The organism is Belnapia rosea, assembly GCF_900101615.1.
Taxonomy (GTDB): Bacteria; Pseudomonadota; Alphaproteobacteria; order Acetobacterales; family Acetobacteraceae; genus Belnapia; species Belnapia rosea.
The window spans coordinates 160006-182892 of record NZ_FMZX01000004.1; the positions used below are offsets into that span (position 1 = coordinate 160006).

Below are 22887 nucleotides of genomic sequence, written 5' to 3' on the forward strand. Positions count from 1 at the left end.
CCATGACCGAGAGCATCTACACCATGGTCCGCCACGCCGATTGGCAGGTGGCGGCGGAGGCCGGCGCCTATCACGGCAGTGCCGATGACCGGCGCGACGGCTTCCTGCATTTCTCGACCGCCGCTCAGCTCCGTGCCAGCGCGGCCAGGCATCGCGCGGGGGAGAGTGACCTGCTGCTGGTCGAGGCGGTGGTGGCGAGGCTCGGCGAGGCGCTGCGCTGGGAGAAGGCGGGCAGTCGGCCTGGCCTCTTCCCGCATCTCTACGGCGCCTTGCCGCTCTCCGCCGTGCGCTCCGTGACGCCACTGCCGCTCGGCGCCGATGGCGCCCATGTGTTTCCTGCCGGAATCGACTGAGCCGGCATCGATTGCGGCAGGGCGCGGCGGCGCGCCCGCTCGCTCATCACGCAGGCGAAGACCACGACGGCACCACCGAGCAGCAGCGCCAGGTCCGGCCAGCGGCCCCAGAAGGCGATGTCGAGCAGGACGGAGACCGGCAGCGCGGCGAAGCCCCAGGGGGCGAGCCGTGCCGCATCCGCATGGCGGAAGGCGGCGGCGGTGCAGAGGACGGCGCCACCGGCCAGCAGCCCGTTCGCCAGCATCCGCATCATGTCGAGCGGCGGGCCCGGCACCCAGGCGAGCGCCGCCATCGGGCCGAACAGGGCGAGGCCGAGCAGGCTCGGCCAGAGCACCAGCCCGGCCATGCCCGCCTCGCCGCGCAGCCTGCGGTTCAGCGTCTGGTTCACCGCGAAGGCCGTGGTCGAGACCAGGATGATGAGGTAGCCGGAAAGCGGCCCCTCCACCCCGCCGAGCTTCGGCGCCACCGCCAGCAGCACCCCGGCGAATCCCATGGCGCACCAGGCCCAGGCGGCGCGCGGCACCGCCTCGCGCAGCACCAGCGCGGCCAGGGCCAGGGTGAGGAAGGGGGCGGTGAAGAAGACGAGATAGCCCTCGCCGAGCGGCAGGTGGCGGAAGCCGAGGAAGAAGCCGCCGGCCGAGACCATCATCGTGCAGGCCCGGATTGCCTGGAGCCGGGGGTGCCGGGTGGCGATCGGCCCGCCGAAGCCGGGCATCAGCAGGCGCGCCAACAGGAAGGCCGGCAGCAGCATGGTGTAGCGCAGCAGCAGCACCTGACCGAGGCCGTATTGTCCCGAGAGCAGCTTGCTGTTCGCGTCGTTGAGGGCGAACAACAGAATGCCGGCCAGCAGGAATGCCGGTCCCTTCACGCCGATTTCCTCCCGGGCTTTCTCCCCCTGGTTGTCGCGGGCGGCGCCGGGGCCGTCAACCGCGCTTCCCAACCCGGCCCGGCTCGGGCACACAGCGGCGCCATGACCCCGCGCCTCGCCTCCCTCGCCACGCCGCTGCTCCGCCGCCTCGATGCCGAGACGGCGCATGGGCTGGCGCTCCGGGCCCTGTCCGCCGGCCTCGCCGGCCGGGCCATGGCGGCGCCGGACCCGATCCTCGCCACCAGGGCGCTCGGCCTCCGCTTCGCCAACCCGCTCGGCCTGGCGGCGGGGTTCGACAAGGATGCGGTGGCGGTGCTGCCGCTGATGCGGCTCGGCTTCGGCTTCGTCGAGGCGGGCACGGTCACGCCGCGGCCGCAGCCGGGCAACCCGCGCCCGCGGCTGTTCCGGCTGGCGGAGGATGCCGCCGTCATCAACCGGATGGGTTTCAACAATGGCGGGGTGGAGGCCTATCTGGCGCGGCTGCGGGCGCTGCCGCGGCCCCTGCCGGCGGTGTTCGGCGCCAATATCGGCGTGAACAAGGAGGGGGCGGACCCGGCGCGGGACTATCCGGCGCTCTATGCCGCGCTGGCCGGGCTTGCCGACTACGTCACGGTCAATGTCTCCTCGCCCAACACCCCTGGCCTGCGCGACCTGCAGGGGGAGGAGCGGCTGGCGCAGATCCTCGCCGGCATCGCCGCCATCGAGGGCCCGCCCGTGCTGGTCAAGATCGCCCCCGACCTGTCGGACGAGGCGCTCGGCCCGGTCATCGAGACCTGCGTGGCCCAGGGCGCGGCGGGGCTCATCGTCTCCAACACCACCATCGCCCGGCCGGCGGGGCTGCGGTCGGCGCATCGCGGCGAGGCGGGTGGGCTGTCGGGTGCGCCGCTGCGCGAGCGGGCGACGGCGGTGCTGCGGCAGTGCCACCGGCTCGCGGCGGGGCGGCTGGTGCTGATCGGCGTCGGCGGCGTCGCCAGCGGGGCGGATGCGCTGGAGAAGATCAGGGCCGGCGCCAGCCTGGTGCAGCTCTACACCGCCTTCGCCTATGCCGGGCCGGCGCTGGTGCCCGTCATCCTCCAGGACCTCGCGGCGCTGCTGCGGCGGGAGGGTTTCGCCAGCGTCGCCGAGGCGGTCGGCACCGCAGCCTGAAGGAAAGAGAGCCATGGACATCCTGGACGGCATCGCGCCGCTGGCGGACCGCTATGACGGCTATGTGCTCGACCTCTGGGGCGTGGTGCATAACGGCCAGCAGCTCTATCCCGGCGTGCCGGAGGCGCTGGCGCAGCTGAAGGCGCGGGGCAAGCGCGTCGTCTTCCTGACCAATGCGCCGCGCCGCGCCTGGTTCGTCCAGGGCATGCTGGACCGCATGTCGCTCGATCGCGCGCTCTATGACGGCATCATGTCCTCGGGCGAGATCGCCTGGCGGATGCTGAAGGAGCGGCGGCATCCCTTCTTCGCGCCGCTCGGCCGGCGGGCCTTCCATATCGGGCCGGAGCGGGATCTCTCGGTGATCGAGGAGGGCGTCGCCGAGGTGGTGGACAGCGCGGCCGATGCCGATTTCCTGCTCAACACCGGCCCCGACCCGGAGCGCGGCTCAGGCGACCCGGCGCCCTATCGCCCGGCGCTCGAGGCCGCCGCCGCCCATCGCCTGCCGATGGTCTGCGTCAACCCGGACCGCTTCGTGATGGTGGGCGAGGACCGGCTGATCTGCGCCGGCGCGCTGGCCGATATCTATCTCGGGCTCGGCTGCCCGGTCTTCGAGGTCGGCAAGCCGGACCCGGCCGTCTACGACCCGGTGATGGAGCTGCTCGGCCTCGCCGACCGCAGCCGCGTGCTGGCGATCGGCGATACGCCGCATACCGACCTGGCCGGTGCCCAGGCGGCGGGGATGGACGCGCTTTGGGCGATGACCGGCCTCGCCGCCCACGCCCATGGCGCGAACCCGGATCCGGAGCGGCTGCGCCGGGTGGCACTGGACGAGGGCGTGGACCCGATCGCCGCCATCCGCGCCCTGCGCTGGTAGCGCGCCTTCCATTCCGGCCTATGCTGCCCGCGATCGGCAGCGGGAGGTCAGGAATGATAGATCGGCGCAGGCTCCTTCAGGCTTCGGCCCTCACCCTCGCCGCGCCGCGGCTGGCCGGCGCGCAGGGTGGCGCGAAGCTGCTGCGCTTCGCCCCGCAGGCCGACATCGCCATCCTCGACCCCATCGTCACCACGGGCTTCGTCACCCGCAACCACGCCTTCCTCGTCTTCGACACGCTCTATGGCTGGGACGAGCAGTACCGGGCGCAGCCGCAGATGGTGGAGGGCCATGTCGTCGAGGATGACGGGCTGACCTGGACGATGACGCTGCGCGAGGGCCTCCGCTTCCATGATGGGGAGCCGGTGCGGGCGCGGGATGCGGTGGCGAGCGTGAAGCGCTGGGGGCAGCGGGACAGCTTCGGCCTTGCCCTGATGGCGGCGGTCGAGGAGATCACCGCTCCCTCCGACCGGGAGATCCGCTGGCGGCTGAAGCGGCCCTTCCCGCTGCTGCCGGATGCGCTGGGCAAGGTCGGCGCCAATGTCGCCTTCATCATGCCGGAGCGGCTGGCGAGCCTGGATGCGGCGATGCCGGTCCCGGAGATGGTTGGCAGTGGCCCCTTCCGCTTCGCCGCCAGTGAGCGCGTCCCCGGCTCGCGGGCGGTCTACACGAAGTTCGAGGGCTACGTGCCGCGCCCCGAGGGCACGCCGAGCCTGCTGGCCGGGCCGAAGCGTGCCTATCTCGACCGGGTGGAATGGCTGACGCTGCCGGATGCCACCACGGCCGCCGCCGCGCTGCGCCGTGGCGAGATCGACTGGTGGGAGCAGCCGACGACCGACCTGCTGCCGACGCTGCAGCGCGGCCGCGGCATCAAGGTGGAGACGCTCGACCCGACCGGGGCGATCGCCATGCTCCGCTTCAACCACCTGCATCCGCCCTTCGACAACCCAGGCGTCCGCCGCGCGGTGCTGGGCGCGATCAGCCAGGAGGATGTGATGACCGCCGTCGCCGGCAATGACCGCGCGCTGTGGCGGGACGGCGTCGGCTTCTTCGCACCAGGATCGGTCATGGCGAGCGACGAGGGCATGGCGGCGCTGGGCGGCCCGCGCGACATCGCCGCCTCGCGCCGGGCGCTGGAGGCGGCCGGCTACAAGGGCGAGACGGTGCTGCTGATGGCGCCGACCGACTTCCCCGCCATCAACGCGATGAGCGAGGTGGTGGGCGACGTCTTCCGCAAGCTCGGGATGAAGCTCGACTACGTGGCGATGGACTGGGGCAGCGCGCTGCGGCGGCAGGCCAACCGCGAGCTGCCCGAGCGGGGCGGCTACAACGCCTTCTGCACCTACACGGCGGGGGTGAACCAGTTCAACCCGGCGGCGCACAACTTCATCCGCGGCAGCGGCCTGACCGCGACTTTCGGCTGGTCCACCAGCCCGGAGCTCGAGGCGATGCGGGATGAATGGCTGCGCTCGACCGACGAGGCGGTGCGGCGGGATATCGGCCGCCGGATGCAGCGCCAGGCCTTCCTCGATGTGCCCTATGTGCCGCTCGGCCAGTTCTACCAGCCGACCGCCTACCGCGAGGATGTCTCCGGCCTGCTGAAGGGGCTGCCGCTGTTCTGGAACGTCAGGCGGGGCTGAGGCACCGCGGCCCTATCACGGTCGAGGGCGCGGACGGAAGCGCGGGGCTTCCGTCCGGTATTGTCCCCGACTGAATGTCGGTCGAGCGGGGCCGGATCAGGCCTTGGCCGGCCGCACCGTGAAGGGTTGGGCGGCCAGGAAGCCCGCCCCGGCCCGGAGCACCAGCGCATCAGCTAGGCGTGGTCCGGCGAGCTGCAGCCCGACCGGCAGCCCCGCCTCCGTCACGCCGCAGGGCACCGAGATGGCCGGGCCGTGGGAGAGGTTGAAGGGGTAGGAGAATTCCGCCCAGACCAGCCAGTCCCAGTCATGCGGCGGCCAGTGCGGCGGGCGCTGCAGCCCGACCGGGAAGGCGGCGACCGAGGCGGCGGGTGTCGCCAGCAGGTCGAATCCGGCCTCGCCGAACCAGGCATTCACCGCCGCGGCATAGGCGAAGCGCCGGGTCTGCGCGGCATGGGCCTGCATGAAGCTGAAGCCGCGATAGGCCTCGGTGCAGGCGACGAGGCCGGGGTCCATCTCCGCCGCGGCGGCGGCATCGGGGGCGAGGAAGGGGCGCATGGCGCCGCCCCAGAGGTCGCGCTCCAGCGCCGGGCCTTCCGGGCCCCAGGGCGGCGTCACCTGCTCGACCGTGGCGCCGGCCGCCTCCAGGGCGCGGACCGCCTCGGCCACCAGCGCGGCCACCTCGGGGTCGACCCGGGCATGGCCGAGATCGGGGCTGTAGGCGATGCGGAGGCCGCGCAGCCCGCCCGGCTCCACCTCCGGGGCGAAGCGGTCCGGCAGGGTGGTGTGGTCGAGCGGATGCGGCCCGGCGAGGACGGAGAACATCAGCGCCGCATCCTCGGCGCTGCGGGTGATCGGCCCGGCATGGGAGAGGGCGCCGTTGTTCGGCACCGGCACATAGGGCACCCGGCCATAGGTCGGCTTGAAGCCGACCGCGCCGCAGAAATGCGCCGGCAGGCGGATGGAGCCGGCGCCGTCGGTGCCGAGATGCAGCGGGCCGCAGCCGGCGCCGGCCAGCGCCGCGGCGCCCGAGGAGGAGCCGCCGGCGGTCATGCCATGGGCCCAGGGGTTGTGCGTCGCCCCCGTCAGCGGGTTGTGGCTGACGGCGGTCCAGCCATTCTCGGTGCTGGTGGTCTTGCCGAGGATGATGGCACCGGCCTCGCGCAGCCGGGCGACCAGCGGCGCGTCCCCGGTGGCCGGGGTGGCGTCGGATAGGCGGGAGCCGCGCCGGGTCGGCAGGCCGCGCACCGCCTGGATGTCCTTGATGGTGACGGGCACGCCATGCAGCGGGCCGAGCGTGGCCCCCCGCATTACGGCGGCCTCGGCCTCCCGCGCGGCGGCGCGGGCGCCCTCGGCATCGAGGGCGACGAAGGCGTTCAGCCCCGGCTCCTTCGCGGCGATGCGGGCCAGCACGGCCTCGGTGATCTCGACGGGCGAGGCGCGCCGCTCGCGCACCATCGCCGCCATATTGACCGCCGAGGCGGTCGCCAGGTCAGTCGTCGCCGTGTCCTGTGCCATAGGTCGTCCGGTAGCTCTCGGTCATGATCTCGTCGAGCCTACGACCAGGCGTGAAGCCTGCCAAACCGGGCGGGGTGGGGACGCCCTCCGGCATGCGGGGGCAGGGCTCGGCGGCGCCGATCACCTGGGTCACCGGGAAGCGGGCGGCGTAGATGGGGAGGGCATAATCCTCCTCCTCGTCGCCGACGCCCTTGGCGCGGATCTTCCCGCTGGCTTCCTCGATGGTCATGCCGATGACCATGGTCGCCTTCAGCTCCTGCGTGGTGCTGGGGCGGAGCTCGGCATTCCGGCCGGGGTAGAAGCGGTCGATCATGATATCGAGCGCCTTCGACTTCTCCTCCAGGTCCTCGACGATATGCGCGGTGCCGAAGCACATGGCGGAGCGGTAGTCGACCGAGTGGTTGAAGCCGCAGCGGGCGAGGACGAGGCTGTCGAGATGCGTCACCGTCAGGCAGACCGGGATGCCCGGCTTCTGGACGCGCAGCATCCGGCTGGCCGAGGAGCCGTGCCAGTAGAGGTGGTTGCCCTCGCGCCAGAAGGCGGTCGGGGTGCAGTAGGGCTGGCCATCGATGACATAGGCGATGTGGCAGATCATCGCCGCATCGAGGATGGCGTGCACCGTCTCGTGGTCGTAGCGGCCGCGCTCATGCAGGCGCTTCACCCGGTTGCGGGGCGTGACGGGATAGGCGGTCTCTGACATGGGGCTTCTCTCGCATGGGGCGACGGGTTCATATGACAGGCTCGATTGGTCCGGCGTGAGGGCCAATCTTGTGCCCCGAGGCTGGACCAATCGCCATGGAAGCCGACCTGCTGCTGATCCCGATCGATCGCGCCAGCCCGGAGCCGGTGCTGCGCCAGGTCTATCTGGCGCTGCGCCGGGCGATCCTCTCCGGCGCCATTCCGGCGGGCGGGCGGCTGCCACCGACCCGGGCGCTGGCGGCGCGGCTCGGGATCGCCCGCAATTCCGTGGTGGCGGCCTATGAGCAGCTATTGGCCGAGGGTTTCATCGAGGGACGGGTCGGCGCCGGCAGCTATGTGGCAGGCGACCTGCCGGAGCCGCTGGAGCTGCCGCCCCCGGCCGCGCCGGCGCCGGCGCCGGTGGTGCCGCATGCCGGGCTCTATGGCGCGGCGCCCTTCAACACCGGCCGCTGCACGCTGGACGACCGGACGCTGCAGGTCTGGCGCGGGCTGACGGCGCGGCGGCTGCAGCGGCCGGACCCCGCGCTGCTCGGCTATGCCGACCCGCGCGGCTCGGCGGCGCTGCGCGGGGCGGTGGCCCGCTACCTGCGCGCGGCACGGGCGGTGCGGTGCGAGCCGGAGCAGGTGGTGGTGACGGCCGGGGCCCAGCAGGCGATCGACCTGGTGCTGCGCGTGCTGCTGCGGCCGGGCGATGCGGCCTGGATGGAGGATCCCGGCTATCCGGCGGTGCGGGCGGCGCTGGAAGCGGCGGGGGCGCGCATCGTCCCCGTCCCGGTCGATGGGCAGGGGATGGATGTGGGGAGCGGCATCGCCGCGGCGCCGGAGGCACGGCTCGCCTATGTCACGCCCTCCTCGCAATATCCGCTTGGCGTGGTGCTCTCGATGGCGCGGCGGCTCGAGCTGCTGGCCTGGGCGAGACGGGCCGGCGCCTGGGTGCTGGAGGATGATTACGACAGCGAGTTCCGCTATGCCGGGCGGCCGCTCGCCTCTCTCCAGGGCGTGGATGAGGCGGGGCGGGTCATCTATGTCGGCACCTTCAGCAAGGTGCTCTTCCCCGGGCTGCGGCTCGGCTATGCGGTGCTGCCGCCGGCCTTGCTGGAGGGTGTGCTCTCGACCCGGCTGCTGAGCGACTGGCACCCGGCCGCCCTGCAGGAGGGCGTCGTCACCGACTTCATCGAGGAGGGGCATTTCGCCCAGCACCTGCGGCGGATGCGTCAGCACTACCGCGGCACGCGGGACGCGCTGGTGGCGGCGCTGCGCGAGCACCTGCCGGGGCGGCTGGAGGTCGAGGTGCCGGACCAGGGGATGAAGCTGCTCGCCCGGCTCCGCCCTGGCCTCCTCGACACCGCGGTGGCGGCGGCGGCGGCGCGGCGCGGGATCATCGCCCGGCCGGTGAGCCCGATGTTCCTGGCGGCGCCGCCGGTCCAGGCGCTGATGCTCGGCTTCTCGGGGCATGAGCCGGGGGCGCTGCGCTGGGCGGCGCGGGAGCTGGCCCTGGCGATGGCGTAATTATGCGCCTACCTGTCTGGGCAGCCAGGCCGGTGCCGCCTAGAAGCAGCGGGTGAGTCCGCGTGACATCCCGGAGGGCGACCCTCCTCCCGCCGCCACCCTGTCGCCGCCGGCGCGCCTGAAGCCATCCATGCTGCTGCTGGTGGCGATGACGGGCATCGGCCCCTTCACCATGCAGATCCTCATCCCCAGCCTGCCGGCGCTGGCGGAGGCGCTGTCGTCCAGCTACGGCACGGCCCAGCTGACGCTGACGCTCTATCTGGCGGGGGTGGCGGTGGCGCAGCTCATCTATGGGCCGCTTTCCGACCGCTACGGGCGGAAGCCGCTGCTGCTGGGCGGGCTGGTGCTCTATTGCCTGGGCAGCCTGGGCGCGGCGCTGGCGCCCTCCATCCATGGGCTGATTCTGGCGCGGGTGGTGCAGGCGGTGGGCGGTTGCGCCGGGCTGGTGCTGGGCCGCGCGATGATCCGCGACGCCTATCCGCGGGAGGAGGCGGCAAGCCGGCTCGGCATCGTCAGTACGGCGATGGCGGTCGCGCCGATGATCGCGCCGCTGCTCGGCAGCCTGCTCGAGACCGAATTCGGCTGGCGCGCGCCGATGCTCGCCTGCCTTGTCTTCGGCCTGCCGCTGCTGGCCGCGATCCGCCTTCGCCTGCCGGAGACGCTGGCCGAGCCGGCGCCGCTGCCGGGCCTCGCCGGGATGCTCGGCGCCTATGCGTCGCTGCTCAGGCTGCCGGCCTTCCGCGCCTATTGCGGCATCACGGCCTTCGCCACGGGGATGTTCTTCGCCTTCGCCGGGGGCGCGCCGCTCGTCGTCATCAAGGGGCTTGGCTACAGCTCGACCGCCTATGCCGTGGCGATGATGACGACGCCCTTCGCCTGGAGCTCCGGCACCTTCATCGCGGCGCGGCTGACCGGGCGGGTCGGCATGGCGCGGATGATGGCACTCGGCACCGGCGTGATGGTGACGGGCGGGCTGCTCGCGGTGCTGCTGCCGCTGCTGGTGCCCGGGCATATCGCGCTGATGTTCCTGCCCATGGCGGTCTCGGCCTTCGGCAACGGCATGACCCAGCCCAATGCCATCGCCTGCGCCATCAGCGTGCGGCCCAACCTGGCGGGCACCGCCTCGGGCTTCATCGGCGCGGCGCAGATGGGCTGCGGCGCGCTGATGACGGTGCTCTGCGGCATGACCGAGACGGGATGGGGGCTGGCGACGGGTTTCTGGATGCTGGTCTCGGCCCTGGCGACGCTCTGGGCGCTACTGGCCTCGCGGCGCCTGAAGGCCTGAGCGGCGCCGGATGGCCGGGTCGGGCCCGGCCATGGTGGCGTCAGGCGTGCCCGGCCGCGCCTGACAGCAGCAGGGGGTCGATGCGCAGCTTGGCCATGGCCTGGCGCCACTTGTCGTCATGCCCCTCGCCGAAGAGCAGCGCCTCGTCCGGATCGACCGAGAGCCAGGAATTGGCCTGGATCTCGTCCTCCAGCTGGCCCGGTCCCCAGCCGGCATAGCCGAGCGCCAGGATGCCGCTGCGCGGGCCGCCGCCACCGGCAATCGCCTTCAGGATGTCGACGCTGGCGGTCAGCGCGAGGTCCTCGGCGACGGGGAGGGACGCGTCGCTGGTCCAGTCCTTGGTATGGAGGACGAAGCCACGGCCGCCTTCGACCGGGCCGCCCTGGATGAGGGCGATGCGCCGTTGCGGCGGCACCGGTTCCAGCTCGAGCTGCTTCAGCAGCTCGTCGAAGGACATGCCCTCGATGGGCTTGTTGATGATGATGCCCATGGCCCCTTCCGGGGAATGGGCGCAGAGGCAGATCACGGAGCCGGCGAAGCGAGGATCCTGCATGTTCGGCATCGCGACCAGGATCTGGCCGCTGAGATAGCCTTCCTCGTGGCTGGCCTGGGCTGTCGGTCGGGTGCGTGCGCGTTTGGCCATGGGCACAAGATGGCGGGTGGGCCGGGGCCACGCAAGCAGGCCGGGGGCTGCGCGCGAGGGGGTGACGACGCTGCCGTTCACGTCAGCGCTGCCTCCCGGCGCCGGCCATGCGGTGACAGCGGCCGGGGAAGCGACTACAGGAAGACACCTCGGAGGAGAGAACCCCCATGACCATCCAGGTTGGCGAGAGCATTCCCTCGGCGAAGCTGGTGCAAGGCACCGCGGAAGGCCCGAAGGAGATCACCACTGAGGAGTTGTTCGGCGGCAAGACGGTGGTGCTGTTCGGCGTGCCGGGAGCCTTCACGCCCACCTGCTCGGCCAAGCACCTGCCCGGCTATGTGACGCAGTACGATGCGCTGACGGCCAAGGGCGCCGATGTCGTCGCCTGCATCGCGGTGAATGACGCTTTCGTCATGGGCGCCTGGGGCAAGGACCAGGGCGTTGGCGACAAGGTGGTGATGCTGGCCGATGGCAGCGCCGAATTCACCAGGAAGCTTGGCCTCGAGCTGGACCTGACGGCGCGTGGCCTCGGCGTCCGCAGCCAGCGCTTCGCCCTGGTGGCGAAGGACGGCAAGGTGACGCATGTGGCCGTGGAGGCGCCGGGCGCCTTCGAGGTGAGCAAGGCCGAAGCCATCCTGGCCGTCCTCTGAGCGAAAGGCCGCGGCCATGAACCCCTTCACCGCCGCGGCCTTTGCCTGGCAGACGGCCTTCGTCTTCACGCTCCGCAGCGCGCAGCTCTGGGCCCAGCCGGCGGAGGCGCAGACGCGGCTCACCGGCTATGTGCTGGAGAAGCAGCGGGCCTTCACCTCCGGCGCCTTCGCGGCCGGGCAGGCGGCGCTCTCGGGTGCCGGGGCCGAGGCGGTGATGGCAGCGGCCATTGCGCCTGCGCATCGCCGGGTGCGGGCGAATATGCGGAAGATCATCCGGGGCTGAGAACCGGCGCGCCCCTCCGCCGCAGCGCGAGGCCGCCGAGCAGCGCCAAGGCCGCCAGGTTGCAGGCGATCCCCGCCTGCCAGGCGATGGTGTAGAAGCCGAAGCGGTCATAAAGGAAGCCGGCCAGCCAGGCGCCGGCCGCCATGCCGGAGAGGCTGAGGAAGAGCAGCGCCGGCACCCGCCAGGCCGCCTCCCGGGCCGGGAACAGCTCCCGCACCGTCATCACATAGGCGGGCACGATCCCGCTGAAGCCGAGGCCGAAGCCGGCCGCGACCAGGAAGAGCCCGGCCTCGTCCTGGGTCGTCAGGAAGGCCGCCATGCCCACCGTCTGGCACAGGTTGCCGGCGATGACGGTGTTCAGCCCGCCGATCCGGTCGGAGAGCCAGCCCCAGAATTGGCGGGCCAGGAAGGCCATGCTCAGCAGCAGCGAGAGCATCAGCGCCCCCTCCCGCGCGCCGATGCCGAGATCGCCGCAGAAGGCGACGAGATGGGCAGCGGGCATCGCCATGGGGATGCAGCAAAGGAAGGAGGCCAGGGCCAGCAGCCCGAGCGCCAGGTTGGGGGCGAGGCCGAGCACCTGCGCCGGGCGGGCAGGGCCCGTCACCGCCACATCGCCGGCCAGGGGGGCGGGTGGCGGGCGCAGCACCAGCGCGGCCAGCGGCAGGATGGTGGCGGCGGCGAAGAGCCCGTAGCCGAGCATCACCCGCTGCCAGCCATGGGCGGCGATCAGCCGCTCGAACAGCGCCGGCCAGACCGCGCCGGCCACATACTGGCCGGAGGAGACGAGGGCGAGGGCCGCGCCGCGCCGCCGGTCGAACCAGAGCGAGACATAGGTCATCATCGGCGGATAGAGCGCGCCATTGCCGAGCAGCCCGACCAGCAGGCCGAAGCCGAGCAGGAGCTGCCAGGCGGCCCCACCCGAGGCCAGGGCCAGCCCGGCACAGACCATGCTGCCGCCCAGCAGGGCGACGAGCCGGGTGGAACTGCGCCCGGCGAGCCAGCCCATCAGGATGCCGCCCGCCCCGGCGCCGAGATAGGCGAGGGAGGAAGCGAGGGCAGGGATGGCCCGGGCATCGCCCAGATCGGCGGCGATGGGGCGGAGCGCCACCACCACCAGCAGCGGCGCGCCGAAGGAGACCGAGAGGATGGCGACGGCGGCGAGGGCGACGAGCCAGGAAGCGCGGCTCTCGATGCTCACCAGCACATCAGCATCCGCAGCCCGTCCGCGTCGCGCACCACCCGCCCGGCGGTGCGGCCGGCGAAGTGGGTGCCGATGACGAGCACGGGCTTGCCGGCGAAGCCGCCGAAGATGGCGCGCCGCGTCGCTTCCGCCTGGGCAGGGTCGGCATCGGCGGTGGAATTCCAGTGCGGGCGGGCAAGCTGGCAGGGGTGGTGGGCGATGTCGCCGGTGATGAAGCCCTGCTCGCCCGCGGATTCGATCAGCACGCTGACATGGCCGGGCGTATGGCCGAAGCTCGGCACCAGCCGGATCTCGGGGCAAAGCCGGTGGTCGGCCTCGACCAGCTCGTGCAGCCCGGCCTCGACGATGGGCTGGACGGAATCGGCGAAGACCGCGGCCTGGGCGGCGTCGCCGGCGCCTTGCGACCAGTGCTCGAATTCCTGTCGGCCGAAGAGGTAGCGGGCGCGCGGGAAGCTTGGCACCCAGCGGCCCTCCACCAGCCGCGTGTTCCAGCCGACATGGTCGACATGGAGATGGGTGCAGAGGACGGTGTCGATGCTCTCGGGCGGGAAGCCGGCCTCGGCCATCTCCTCGAGGAAGCGGGACTGGCGGGCATTCCAGTGCGGGATCTTGCGGCCCTGCTTGTCATTGCCGAGGCAGGTATCGACGAGGATGCGGCGGCCCGGCGCCTCGACAACCAGCGCATGGATGCTGAGGCGGAGACGCCCGGCCTCATCGGCGAAGTCCGGCATCAGCCAGTCGATCTTGCGGACTTCCTCGGGCGTTGCCTGCGGCAGCAGGAAGCGGCTGCCCCCGGTCGCCTCCAGCTCGACGAGCTTGGTGACGGTGACCTGACCGATGGTCCAGCGCATGTGATGGCCTCCCCACCGCCATAGCAGCGGCGGTGGGCCGAGGCGTCAAGCATCGGAGGCCGGGCGGCGTCAGGACGGCGTGCCGACCCCGGTGATGCCGCTATGGGCCGGCGGGTCGCTGGCGGGGAAGCTCTCCTCGCTGGCCTCGTCGGTGGCTTCGTCCTCCTCGGCAGCCATGGCGCGGCGCCAGTGCTCCTCCGCCAGACCGTGCGGCTGGCCGTCGCCGATCCAGAGAAAATAGGCGCGCTCGCGGATGCGGGCCTCGCGGTCCTCGTCGGTCATGCAGGGGGTCCTCCTCCTGGTGCGGGCTCAACCCTTGCCGCGTCGCCTGGTTGCACTGATCCGCGATGCACGGGCGCTTGAATGGTACGGAACGATCGCACCGCACAAAATCATGGCGGCAACGGCATGATGGTCGAGCAGTGCAGGACATCCTTGATAGACGGAGGACGGAGGCCGCGCAGGCGCTCCGCCCCAACCCCACCGCCTGGCAGCAGGCCCGCCCGCGGGCCGTGGCGGTGGTGGAGTCCCGGCCTGCAGGGCCGCGGCTGGGCGAGCTGGTGCAGCGCCTGCTGCTGCAGGGCGCGTCCGGCAACCCCAAGGCGATGCTCGGCGCCGCGACCCTGGCCTGGACGGCGGCGCTGCTGGGCGTGGCCTGGCTGTTGGACGTGTTCCCCTGATGACAGGCGGCGGCGCCTCCTGTTGACTGCCGCCGCATGAGCATCACCGCCTATCTCGCCGGCCCCGACGTCTTCCTCCCCGATGCGGAGGCCCATGCCGCCCGCAAGGTGGCGATCTGCGCCGGCTTCGGCATCACCGGCCGGCCGCCGCTGAACGAGGATGTGGAGAGCCTGAAGGCCCTGCCGGAAAGCCGGCTCTGGCGGGTGATCTTCGACAAGGATGTGGCGATGATGGAGGCATGCGACATCATCATCGCCAACCTCACCCCCTTCCGCGGCCCCTCGGCCGATGCCGGGACGCTGGTGGAACTGGGCTGGTTCCTCGGCCGCGGCAAGCCGATCTTCGCCTATTCCAACACGGCGACGCCCTTCGCCGAGCGCAGCCGCCGGCATCTGGCGGCGCAGCCGGACCCCATCCCGGGGCTGATGGTCGAAGGGTTCGGCCTGCCCGATAACCTGATGGTGCCCGGTGCCGTGCTGCAGGGCGGCGGCCACCCGATCGTGCTGCCGGCGGATGGGCGGGACCGGGACTTCGACTCGCTCGAGGTCTTCGCCGAATGCGTGCGCCTCGCCGCCGAGGCCTGCCGCCGCTGACCGGCCGGCCGCGTTACGGCGCGGCATGACGCTCTATCTCGACCTCGATGGCGTGCTCGCCGATTTCGATCGCGGCGTGCAGGCGGTGACCGGGCAGCGGCCGGAAGCGCTGCCGCTGAAGACGATGTGGACGGCCCTGGCCGGGGCGCCGCGCTTCTTCGAGACCCTGGAGATGATGGAGGATGCCCGGCACCTCTGGGAATTCTGTGCCCCGCTCCGCCCGACCATCCTGACCGGCCTGCCGCGCGGCGCCTGGGCGCCGGAGCAGAAGCGGCGCTGGGTGGCGCGGGTGCTCGGCGCCCATGTGCCCGTCATCACCTGCATGAGCCATGAGAAGCCGCGCTGGTCCGGCCCCGGCCATGTGCTGGTCGATGACCGTGCCTCCGCCCGCGAGGGCTGGGAGCGGAAGGGCGGGCAGTTCGTCCACCATGTCTCGGCGGAGCGCAGCATCGCCGCGCTGCGGGCGCTCGGCTTCGGCGGCCACCCGGGCGCGGCTCGCACGTTGGGCGCCGAGGATAGCGGAGGGCGCGACATGACCAGCGGGAAGGACGAGGACCAGGCGAAGCCGGGCCCGCCGATGGAGCCGCAGCCCCAGCAGCCCTCCGGCACCGGGGGCGGCGCGAAGGGTGGGCCAGCCTCCGGGCCAGTACCTGGGCCGGTCAGGCCCGGGGGCTGACCGGGCTCAGCGGGCGGCGATCAGCCTGATCCGGCGCCCCTCGACGCCAAGGGCGACCTTGCCGGCCTTGAGCGCCAGCGCCGCCTCGCCGAAGACCTCGCGCCGCCAGCCATGCAGGGCGGGCAGGTCGGGATCGGCCTCCGTCGCAAGCCGGTCGAGATCCTCGCTGTTCGCCAGCAGCTTGGGCGCCACGTGGTGTTCCTCCGACTTGGCGGCGAGCAGCACCTTCAGCAGCGCGACCAGGGCGGGTGAGGGCGAGGGGCCGCCGCGGTCCTTCGGCGCCTCGGGCAGAGCCGAGTCCGGCAGGGCCTTGGCCGCCTTGATGGCGGCGATCAGCCCGGCGCCGCTCCGTCCCTTGGCGAAACCCTCGGAGATGCCGCGGGCGCGGGCGAGGTCGGCCGGGTTCTCCGGGCCGGTGGCGGCGAGCTCCAGCAGCGTCTCGTCCTTCACCAGGCGCTGGCGGGGGATGTTGATTCGTTGCGCCTCCCGCTCCCGCCAGGCGGCGGCGGCCTGGAGCAGCCCGAGGAAGCGGCGGTTGGTGGTGCGCGGGCGGAGGCGTTCCCAGGCGGTCTCGGGGTCGACGCGGTAGGTCTCCGGCCGGTCCAGCACGGCCATCTCCTCGCCGACCCATTCCAGCCGGCCCTCGCGCTCCAGCCGCTCCCGCAGGGCGACATAGATGCGGCGGAGATGGGTGACATCGGCCGCGGCATAGGCGATCTGCGAGGCGGAGAGCGGGCGGGCCGCCCAGTCGCTGAAGCGGTGGGCCTTGTCGATCTGGGCATTGGCGAGCGAGCGGCAGAGCTGGTCATAGCTCACCTGGTCGCCGAAGCCGGCCACCATAGCGGCCACCTGGGTGTCGAAGAGCGGCGCCGGCACCGCATCGAATTTCAGCAGGAAGATCTCGACGTCCTGCCGGGCGGCGTGGAAGACCTTCACCACCTCGGGGTCGGCCAGCAACGCGCCGAGCGGGGCAAGGTCGAGATCGGGGGCGAGGGCATCGACCACCGCCGTCTCCCGCTCGCCCCCGAGCTGGATGACGCAGAGCTCGGGCCAATAGGTCCGTTCCCGCATGAACTCGGTATCGACGGTGACGAAGCTTTCCTGCCGCAGCCGCTCGCAGAGGGCGGCGAGGGCCTCGGTGGTGGTGACGAGGGCTGGAATCGGCTCGGCTTCGGGAGAACGACGGCTCATCCGAGGCTTCTAGACCCGGGCGGGGCCGGGGGAAAGCCATGCGAGCTTGACAGGACCGCCCCCCGGCCCCTCTTACGGGCGCTTCGATTGCCAGCGCAGGTCCCGAACTCCATGCATGCCTATCGCACCCATAGCTGCGGCGCCCTCCGCGCCACCGATGCCGGCAATACGGCACGCCTCTCCGGCTGGGTGCACCGGAAGCGGGACCATGGCGGGCTGCTCTTCCTCGACCTGCGCGACCATTACGGGTTGACGCAATGCGTGGTGGCGCAGGGCTCGCCGGTGTTCGAGATGGCGGACCGGCTGCGGCCCGAGAGCGTCGTCACCGTCACCGGCGAGGTGGTGCACCGTGAGGCGGGCACGATCAACACCAAGCTGCCGACCGGTGAGATCGAGCTGCGGGTGCGGGAGCTGGTGGTGCAGTCCACCGCCGACGTGCTGCCCTTCCAGATCGCCACCGAGCAGGAGTATCCGGAGGAGATGCGGTTGCGCTACCGCTTCCTCGACCTGCGGCGGGAGCGGCTGCAGCGGAACATGATCCTCCGCGCCCAGATCATCCAGGACATCCGCGAGCGGATGATCGCGGCCAGCTTCAATGAATTCCAGACGCCGATCCTGACCGTCAGCAGCCCCGAGGGCGCGCGGGACTTCCTGGTGCCGGCCCGTCTGCATCCCGGCAAGTTCTACGCCCTGCCGCAGGCGCCGCAGCAGTACAAGCAGCTGACGATGGTGGCGGGCTTCGACCGCTACTTCCAGATCGCCCCCTGCTTCCGCGACGAGGCCGGCCGTGCCGACCGCACGCTGATGTTCTACCAGCTCGATGTCGAGATGAGCTTCGTCACGCAGGAGGACGTGTTCACCACGATGGAGCCGGTGATCCGCGGCACCTTCGAGCGTTTCGCCGCGGGGCGTGCGGTGGATGCCGGCCCCTGGATCCGCATCCCCTACGCCCAGGCGATGCTGGACTACGGCTCCGACAAGCCGGACCTGCGCAACCCGCTGGTGATCCGCGACGTGACGGAGCAGTTCGCCGGCTCCGGCTTCGGCCTCTTCGCCAAGATCGCGGCCGGGGGCGGCGTGGTGCGCGCTATCCCGGCGCCGGGCGCGGCGGGCAACCCGCGCAGCTTCTTCGACAAGATGAACGAGTGGGCCCGCGAGCAGGGCGCCGGCGGCCTCGGCTACATCACCTTCGAGGCGGACGGCGCCAAGGGGCCGATCGCGCGCAACCTCGAGGCCGCGCGGGCCGAGGCGATCCGCGAGGCGTGCGGCCTGAAGGCGGGCGATGCGGTGTTCTTCGCCGCGGGCAAGCCAGCCGATGCCGCGAAGCTCGCCGGCCAGGCGCGGCTCAAGCTCGGCCACGATCTGGGCCTTTCGGCGAAGGAAGGCTTCCGCTTCTGCTGGATCGTCGACTTCCCGATGTTCGAGCTGAACGAGGAGACCGGGCAGGTCGATTTCAGCCACAATCCCTTCTCGATGCCGCAGGGCGAGATGGAGGCGCTGGAGACCCAGAACCCGCTGACCATCCCGGCCTACCAGTACGACATCGTCTGCAACGGCTACGAGATGGCCTCGGGCGCGATCCGCAACCACAAGGCCGAGATCATGGTGCGCGCCTTCGGCATCGCCGGCTATCCGCCCGAGGCGGTGGAGGAGCGGTTCGGCGGCATGCTGAACGCCTTCCGCTTCGGCGCCCCGCCCCACGGCGGCATGGCCGCTGGCATCGACCGCATCGTCATGCTGCTGGCGGAGGAGCCGAACCTGCGCGAGGTCAACCTCTTCCCGATGAACCAGCAGGGGGAGGAGCTGATGATGGGCTCGCCCTCCACCGTCGAGCCGGCCCGCCTCAAGGAATTGCACATCCGGCCGGAACTGCCACCCGCCAAGGGGGCTGCGGCTGGGACCAAGACGCCCTAGATCAAGACTTCGCTTCGAAGGACAGAGTAATGCCGCTGCGCCGCCCCCTGATCGTCGCCGCCTTCCTCGCTGCCTGGGTGGCGCCCGTGGCTGCGGAGCCGGGGGTGGAGGCGATGGTCGGCCATCGTGCCGCCTACCAGCTCACGCTCGACCGGGTGCGGGAGAATTCCGACATCGCCCGGGCCGAGGGGGCGATGCTGTATGAGGTGGTCGATGCCTGTGACGGCTGGGCCACCCGCCAGCGCTTCCAGCTGACCATCACGGACCGCGACGGGACGGAGGTGGAGACCACCTCCGACTACTCGACCTATGAGACGAAGGATGGGCGGAGCATCCGCTTCTCCCTCACCCAGACCTCGCAGGGCGCCGTCTCGCAGCGGATTGCCGGCGAGGCGGCGGTGACGCCGGAGGGTGGCTCGGTGCGCTATACGGAGCCCGAGGCGAAGCAGGTGGCCCTGCCGCCGGACACGCTGCTGCCGACGCTGCACACCATCCGTGCGCTGGCGGCCGCCAGGGCGGGGCAGCGGCTGCTGGTCGTGCCGCTCTTCGATGGGACCAGCGCCGATGGGGCGCAGGACACCACCTCCGTGCTGCAGGCCTGGCAAGGCCCGCAGGCGAATGAGCGCTTCCCGACCCTTGCGCCGCTCGGCAGCGCGCGGATGCGCATCGCCTTCTTCGACCGTACGCCGGGCAGCAATGCCGGTGGCGCCAGCGCCCCGGATTACGAGGTGGGGCTGCGTTACTACGAGAATGGCGTGGCGGATGAGCTGAAGATGGAATTCGGCGATTTCAGCGTGAATGGCCGGATGCGCGAGCTGGCGGTGCTACCCAACCCGTGCTGATCCTCATCCCCGCCTGAGGTTCCAGGGGAAGGGGTTTGGCCCCTGGAGCACGCCCGTCAGCTCCCGCCGGAAGGCGGTGCGCAGGCGGAAGAGCCCGGTCGGGGCGAAGGGCACGCTCTCCCAGGCGGCCTCCTGCAGCGCCGCCATGGCCGTGGCCTGGGCGCCCGCATCGGCGGCGCCGATCCAGCCTTCGACTGCCGCCTCGCTTGCCGCATCGGTGGGCCAGCCGAACCAGGCACGGTCGCCATGGCCGCGGATGATGGGGCTGACCGCCGGGTTGGCGATGGCCGCGGCCGGGAAATTGGTGTTGTGCAGGTTCCAGCCGCCGGCCTCCGGTGCCGCCCGGCTGGAGCGGCGGGCGATGGTGCCGGCCCAGTCGCTCTCCACCAGGTCGATATTGACGCCGAGCCGCCGCATCAGGTCGGCGGTGACGCGGCCCTGCTGGGTGACGGCGGGGAAGTCGCTCGGGTTGATGAGCACCACCCGCTCGCCCCGGTAGCCGGCCTCGCGCAGCGCCGCCCGGGCACTGTCGAGGGCTGCCGCATCTGGCGGCGTCGCCGGGAATTCCTTCACCTGGGGCAGTCCACAGGGGAAGACGGCATGGCATTCCCGCCAATCGCCGGGCAGGGCGACGGCGGCCATGTAGTCCGGCTGGGCCAGGGCGTCGCGTATGGCGCGGCGCACCCGCACATCGTTGAATGGCGGATGGAGGTGGTTGAAGCGGAGAAATCCGAGGAAGCCGTTCGGGTCGTAGATCTGGGTGGTGACGCCCGGCGCGCGGTCGAGCAGCGGCACGAGATCGGGCAGCGGATACTCGATCCAGTCGATCTCCCCGGTGCGGAGCGCGGCGGCGGCGGTGCCGCCATCGGGGATCCAGATCAGCTCCAGCCGGTCGAAATGCACGTGCTTGCCGCCCGAGGCGGCCTCGGCCGGCTCGCCACGGGGGGTATAGGCCTCGTTCCGCGCATAGGCGGCGCGGGTGCCCTGGCTGAACTCCTCGGCGAGGAAGCGCCAGGGGCCGCTGCCGACCATCTCGGTGATCGGGCGGTCGGGCGGCGTCGCGGCCAGGCGTGCCGGCATGATGAAGGCGGGGCTCGCCCCCGGCTTGGCCAGGGCGTCGAGCAGGGCGGGGAAGGGGCGGTGCAGCCGGATCAGCAGCGTGCTGTCGTCGGGCGCGGCCCACTCCGCCACGGCGCGCGCCAGCACCTGGCCGAAACCGTCGCGCACCGCCCAGCGCTGGAGGGAGGCGATGCAATCCCGCGCGCGGACCGGCTCGCCGTCATGGAAGCGGAGCCCCGGGCGCAGGCGGATGGTCCAGGCAAGGCCATCGGCCGAGACCTCATGCCCCTCCGCCATCTGCGGACGGGGGCGGAAGGCGCTGTCGCAACCATAGAGCGTGTCGAAGACGCAGTAGCCATGCGTCGTCGCGATGGTGGTCGGGTTGAAGATCGGGTCGAGCACCGCGGGCGCCGCCTGCGGCATGAAGCGGAGGGTGCGGGCCCGGGCGCCCTGCGCCAGCGCCGGTACCGTCAGACCCGCCATGGCGGGGGCCAGCCCCGCCAGTTGCAATACCTGCCTCCGCCGCATCCGCATTCTCCCTTGGCAGCCGGATAGGCCAGGCGGGGCGTGGGCGGAAGGGGTCAGCGATGCTCGGCAAGGCGTTCGGCGGCCAGGGCAGGCCGGCGGACGCGGTAGAGGGCGGCCATGGTGCTGCGGTTCACCGGCTCCAGCCGCGCCTCGGCATAGGCAGGAAGGGTCTGGGCGCCGCCGGCGAGCAGCAGCAGGACATAGTCGAAATGGTCCTGCCAGTCGGCCAGGTAGGGCTGGCGCCGGAGCTTCGGCGGTGTCGGCTCCGCCGGGTCGAGCAGCGTGTAATTGGGCAGGTAGCCGGCCGGCTGGGAGATCGCCGCATAGGGTGGCAGCACCCGCAGCGGCTGCTGGCTGGCATTGGTGAAGACCATCGGCCAGAAGGCATGCCGCTCGATCGTCAGCAGTGAGCCGAGATGCTGGTCGGTGCGGCAGAAATCGGCGATGACGAGGCGCCTGCCGTGCTGGCGCCAGAAATCGGGGTTGCTCCCGGGGTCGACGGTCAGCACCAGGACGCGGCTGCCCGGCTGGACCGGCTCGATGCTGCGGCGGATCTCGGCGACATCCTGCCCATGCCCCGACCAGACCGCCGAGACGATGCCCATGCGGACGAGGAAGAGCGCCGCCAGCGCGAAGCCCACGGCGCGCGCCGGCCGTGGCGGCAGCATGGGCAGGGCACCGGCGAAGAGCAGCATCCCCAGCATGATCGGGAAGCGTCCATCGATGAAGGCCGCCTCCTTCAGCGTCATCGGCATGACGAGGTAGAGCAGGAAGCAGATCGCGGCCGCGAGCAGGCTGGGGCCATGCACCCGCAGCATGCGCAGCGCCAGGCAGGTCAGCACCAGCAGCAGGATGGAGAGCGCCGTCAGCCGGTCGAAGGCGGCGTAATAGTTCATGAAGGGTTCGGTGAGGTTCGCCAGCTTCGTCAGCGGGCCATTCCAGGTGACCGGACCTTCATCCGAGGTGGCCAGCGGCGCGCCGAGATAGAGGATCGCCGAGGGCAGGAAGACAAGGCCGGCAGCGATGGCGCGGCGGAGCAGCGGCGCCCAGCGCCGCATCCGCAACGCCTCCCACATCAGCAGCAATTCGCGCGAGCCGATCAGCACGGCACAGAAGACCACGCCGAAGATGTGGCAGAAGAAGACGAGCGTTGCCGCGCAGGCTGCCGCAATGACGGTCGCGACCGGGAACCGCTCCCGGAAGGTGTTCCAGCCTGCGGCCGTCAGCATCGCCAGCGCGATGCCCACCTGATAGTTCATGAAACCCATCAGGAAGAGGGCATGGTAGCCCATCAGCGCCGCCGCGACGGGCCACCAGGACCAGCGACCGAAGACCGAGCGGCTGTAGAGGATGATGGCGGCGTAGTTCAGCACGAGGATGAGGCCCAGCATCACCCGGCCGGCGACGTGGAGTGGCAGCACCGTCACCAGGGCCGTCATCACCACATCGATCGCGAGGTTCGGGATGATCCGCCAGTCCTGCGCGTACATCGTCGAGAGCACGGGATCCTGCTGGCCGAAGGCGAGCAGGTAGGTGCGTGCGAGATGGTTCGGATAGTCGAGCAGCGGCGGCATCTCGGTGATGAACAGCGGCGCCAGCAGCACCAGCAGGGCTCCGAAGCAGACCAGCCAGCGCAGACGTGGTTGTGGCACCGCATCGCCCATGCGCCTCGCTCCTTTTCATTATCCCAGACAGAGACTGCAATGTCACTGAATGCTGCAATGCGGCAACAGAGCTTTCGCCGGATGAACCAACTGTGTGCCGTGTTGCGTCTCAGGGGTTGGACGGGACTTCCGTCCTTCCCTGCATTGGCGTCATAGTGACCGCAGCCGTCGCAGAACGGCCCGCCCGTCACCGGTCCTGTCGCCACAGCCAATGAAAAGGCGCA

The 22887-nt window shown here is 71.6% G+C and carries 23 protein-coding genes; 13 read left to right on the forward strand and 10 right to left on the reverse strand.

Annotation, left to right across the window (positions count from 1 at the left end):
• The first annotated feature begins 2 nt into the window (after window positions 1-2).
• Window positions 3-353, forward strand: coding sequence for a DUF952 domain-containing protein (locus BLR02_RS11180; RefSeq protein WP_090663105.1), 351 nt, complete (start codon window positions 3-5; stop codon window positions 351-353).
• On the opposite strand, the gene BLR02_RS11185 is transcribed toward BLR02_RS11180, so the two are convergent.
• Entirely contained in the window at window positions 260-1222 is a 963-nt protein-coding gene (locus BLR02_RS11185; protein ID WP_176849511.1) for a DMT family transporter, read from the reverse strand. The genes BLR02_RS11180 and BLR02_RS11185 overlap by 94 nt on opposite strands.
• A gap of 102 nt (window positions 1223-1324) precedes the next feature.
• Between BLR02_RS11185 and BLR02_RS11190 the strand changes: the two genes are divergently transcribed.
• From BLR02_RS11190 to BLR02_RS11200, 3 genes are read left to right on the forward strand one after another with little or no spacing between them, the layout of a single operon-like run.
• Window positions 1325-2368, forward strand: a complete 1044-nt coding sequence (locus tag BLR02_RS11190) for a quinone-dependent dihydroorotate dehydrogenase (protein WP_090663107.1) — start codon at window positions 1325-1327, stop codon at window positions 2366-2368.
• A 13-nt stretch (window positions 2369-2381) separates the two neighbouring features.
• Window positions 2382-3242, forward strand: coding sequence for a TIGR01459 family HAD-type hydrolase (locus BLR02_RS11195; protein ID WP_090663109.1), 861 nt, complete (start codon window positions 2382-2384; stop codon window positions 3240-3242).
• A gap of 53 nt (window positions 3243-3295) precedes the next feature.
• Entirely contained in the window at window positions 3296-4879 is a 1584-nt protein-coding gene (locus BLR02_RS11200) for an ABC transporter substrate-binding protein (RefSeq protein WP_090663114.1), read from the forward strand.
• A gap of 96 nt (window positions 4880-4975) precedes the next feature.
• On the opposite strand, the gene BLR02_RS11205 is transcribed toward BLR02_RS11200, so the two are convergent.
• Window positions 4976-6394 carry an amidase family protein gene (locus tag BLR02_RS11205; RefSeq protein WP_090568090.1) on the reverse strand — a complete coding sequence of 473 codons (1419 nt, stop codon included), beginning with the start codon at window positions 6392-6394 and terminating at the stop codon, window positions 4976-4978.
• Window positions 6369-7094 carry a pyridoxamine 5'-phosphate oxidase family protein gene (locus BLR02_RS11210; RefSeq protein WP_090568094.1) on the reverse strand — a complete coding sequence of 242 codons (726 nt, stop codon included), beginning with the start codon at window positions 7092-7094 and terminating at the stop codon, window positions 6369-6371. Before BLR02_RS11210 ends, BLR02_RS11205 begins: the two co-directional genes overlap by 26 nt.
• A gap of 95 nt (window positions 7095-7189) precedes the next feature.
• Here BLR02_RS11210 and pdxR point away from each other — a divergent pair, with 95 nt between their 5' ends.
• Window positions 7190-8602: a MocR-like pyridoxine biosynthesis transcription factor PdxR gene (gene pdxR / locus BLR02_RS11215; protein WP_090663116.1), complete on the forward strand. Its 1413-nt coding sequence runs from the start codon at window positions 7190-7192 to the stop codon at window positions 8600-8602.
• A gap of 52 nt (window positions 8603-8654) precedes the next feature.
• Window positions 8655-9887: a multidrug effflux MFS transporter gene (locus BLR02_RS11220; RefSeq protein ID WP_090568099.1), complete on the forward strand. Its 1233-nt coding sequence runs from the start codon at window positions 8655-8657 to the stop codon at window positions 9885-9887.
• Window positions 9888-9927: 40 nt separating this feature from the next.
• Here BLR02_RS11220 and BLR02_RS11225 read toward each other — a convergent pair whose 3' ends face one another.
• On the reverse strand, window positions 9928-10530 hold the full coding sequence (locus BLR02_RS11225) for a YqgE/AlgH family protein (protein ID WP_090568340.1): 603 nt from the start codon (window positions 10528-10530) through the stop codon (window positions 9928-9930).
• 167 nt (window positions 10531-10697) lie between these two features.
• Between BLR02_RS11225 and BLR02_RS11230 the strand changes: the two genes are divergently transcribed.
• Window positions 10698-11180, forward strand: coding sequence for a peroxiredoxin (locus BLR02_RS11230; RefSeq protein ID WP_090568102.1), 483 nt, complete (start codon window positions 10698-10700; stop codon window positions 11178-11180).
• A gap of 16 nt (window positions 11181-11196) precedes the next feature.
• Window positions 11197-11463 (forward strand): hypothetical protein, encoded by a 267-nt coding sequence (locus tag BLR02_RS11235; RefSeq protein WP_090568105.1) that lies wholly within the window; start codon window positions 11197-11199, stop codon window positions 11461-11463.
• Here BLR02_RS11235 and BLR02_RS11240 read toward each other — a convergent pair.
• The 3 genes from BLR02_RS11240 to BLR02_RS11250 all read right to left on the reverse strand — a co-directional run bounded on the left by BLR02_RS11240 (window position 11450) and on the right by BLR02_RS11250 (window position 13797).
• The gene (locus BLR02_RS11240) at window positions 11450-12661 is read right to left on the reverse strand and encodes an MFS transporter (protein WP_176849512.1); all 1212 of its coding nucleotides are present in this window, start codon (window positions 12659-12661) and stop codon (window positions 11450-11452) included. The genes BLR02_RS11235 and BLR02_RS11240 overlap by 14 nt on opposite strands.
• Window positions 12658-13515 carry an MBL fold metallo-hydrolase gene (locus tag BLR02_RS11245; RefSeq protein ID WP_090663121.1) on the reverse strand — a complete coding sequence of 286 codons (858 nt, stop codon included), beginning with the start codon at window positions 13513-13515 and terminating at the stop codon, window positions 12658-12660. The genes BLR02_RS11240 and BLR02_RS11245 overlap by 4 nt, the downstream gene beginning before the upstream one ends.
• A gap of 69 nt (window positions 13516-13584) precedes the next feature.
• Entirely contained in the window at window positions 13585-13797 is a 213-nt protein-coding gene (locus tag BLR02_RS11250; protein ID WP_090568111.1) for a DUF2934 domain-containing protein, read from the reverse strand.
• Between the two features lie 140 nt (window positions 13798-13937).
• Between BLR02_RS11250 and BLR02_RS11255 the strand changes: the two genes are divergently transcribed.
• From BLR02_RS11255 to BLR02_RS11265, 3 genes are read left to right on the forward strand one after another with little or no spacing between them, the layout of a single operon-like run.
• The gene (locus BLR02_RS11255; protein ID WP_090568114.1) at window positions 13938-14195 is read left to right on the forward strand and encodes a hypothetical protein; all 258 of its coding nucleotides are present in this window, start codon (window positions 13938-13940) and stop codon (window positions 14193-14195) included.
• A 36-nt stretch (window positions 14196-14231) separates the two neighbouring features.
• Window positions 14232-14789 carry a nucleoside 2-deoxyribosyltransferase gene (locus tag BLR02_RS11260; protein WP_090663123.1) on the forward strand — a complete coding sequence of 186 codons (558 nt, stop codon included), beginning with the start codon at window positions 14232-14234 and terminating at the stop codon, window positions 14787-14789.
• 25 nt (window positions 14790-14814) lie between these two features.
• Entirely contained in the window at window positions 14815-15465 is a 651-nt protein-coding gene (locus BLR02_RS11265; protein ID WP_245704739.1) for a hypothetical protein, read from the forward strand.
• Window positions 15466-15471: 6 nt separating this feature from the next.
• Here BLR02_RS11265 and rnd read toward each other — a convergent pair whose 3' ends face one another.
• On the reverse strand, window positions 15472-16656 hold the full coding sequence (gene rnd, locus BLR02_RS11270) for a ribonuclease D (protein ID WP_090663125.1): 1185 nt from the start codon (window positions 16654-16656) through the stop codon (window positions 15472-15474).
• Window positions 16657-16767: 111 nt separating this feature from the next.
• Between rnd and aspS the strand changes: the two genes are divergently transcribed.
• Both aspS and BLR02_RS11280 read left to right on the forward strand, forming a co-directional pair.
• Window positions 16768-18570 carry an aspartate--tRNA ligase gene (gene aspS, locus BLR02_RS11275; RefSeq protein ID WP_090663126.1) on the forward strand — a complete coding sequence of 601 codons (1803 nt, stop codon included), beginning with the start codon at window positions 16768-16770 and terminating at the stop codon, window positions 18568-18570.
• A 29-nt stretch (window positions 18571-18599) separates the two neighbouring features.
• Complete coding sequence (locus tag BLR02_RS11280; RefSeq protein WP_090568124.1) at window positions 18600-19412, forward strand: EipB family protein; 813 nt, start codon at window positions 18600-18602, stop codon at window positions 19410-19412.
• A 3-nt stretch (window positions 19413-19415) separates the two neighbouring features.
• Here BLR02_RS11280 and BLR02_RS11285 read toward each other — a convergent pair whose 3' ends face one another.
• Together BLR02_RS11285 and BLR02_RS11290 are read right to left on the reverse strand one after the other, a co-directional pair.
• The gene (locus tag BLR02_RS11285; RefSeq protein WP_090663127.1) at window positions 19416-20999 is read right to left on the reverse strand and encodes an ABC transporter substrate-binding protein; all 1584 of its coding nucleotides are present in this window, start codon (window positions 20997-20999) and stop codon (window positions 19416-19418) included.
• 53 nt (window positions 21000-21052) lie between these two features.
• Entirely contained in the window at window positions 21053-22663 is a 1611-nt protein-coding gene (locus BLR02_RS11290; RefSeq protein WP_090663129.1) for a hypothetical protein, read from the reverse strand.
• Between the last annotated feature and the right edge of the window lie 224 nt (window positions 22664-22887).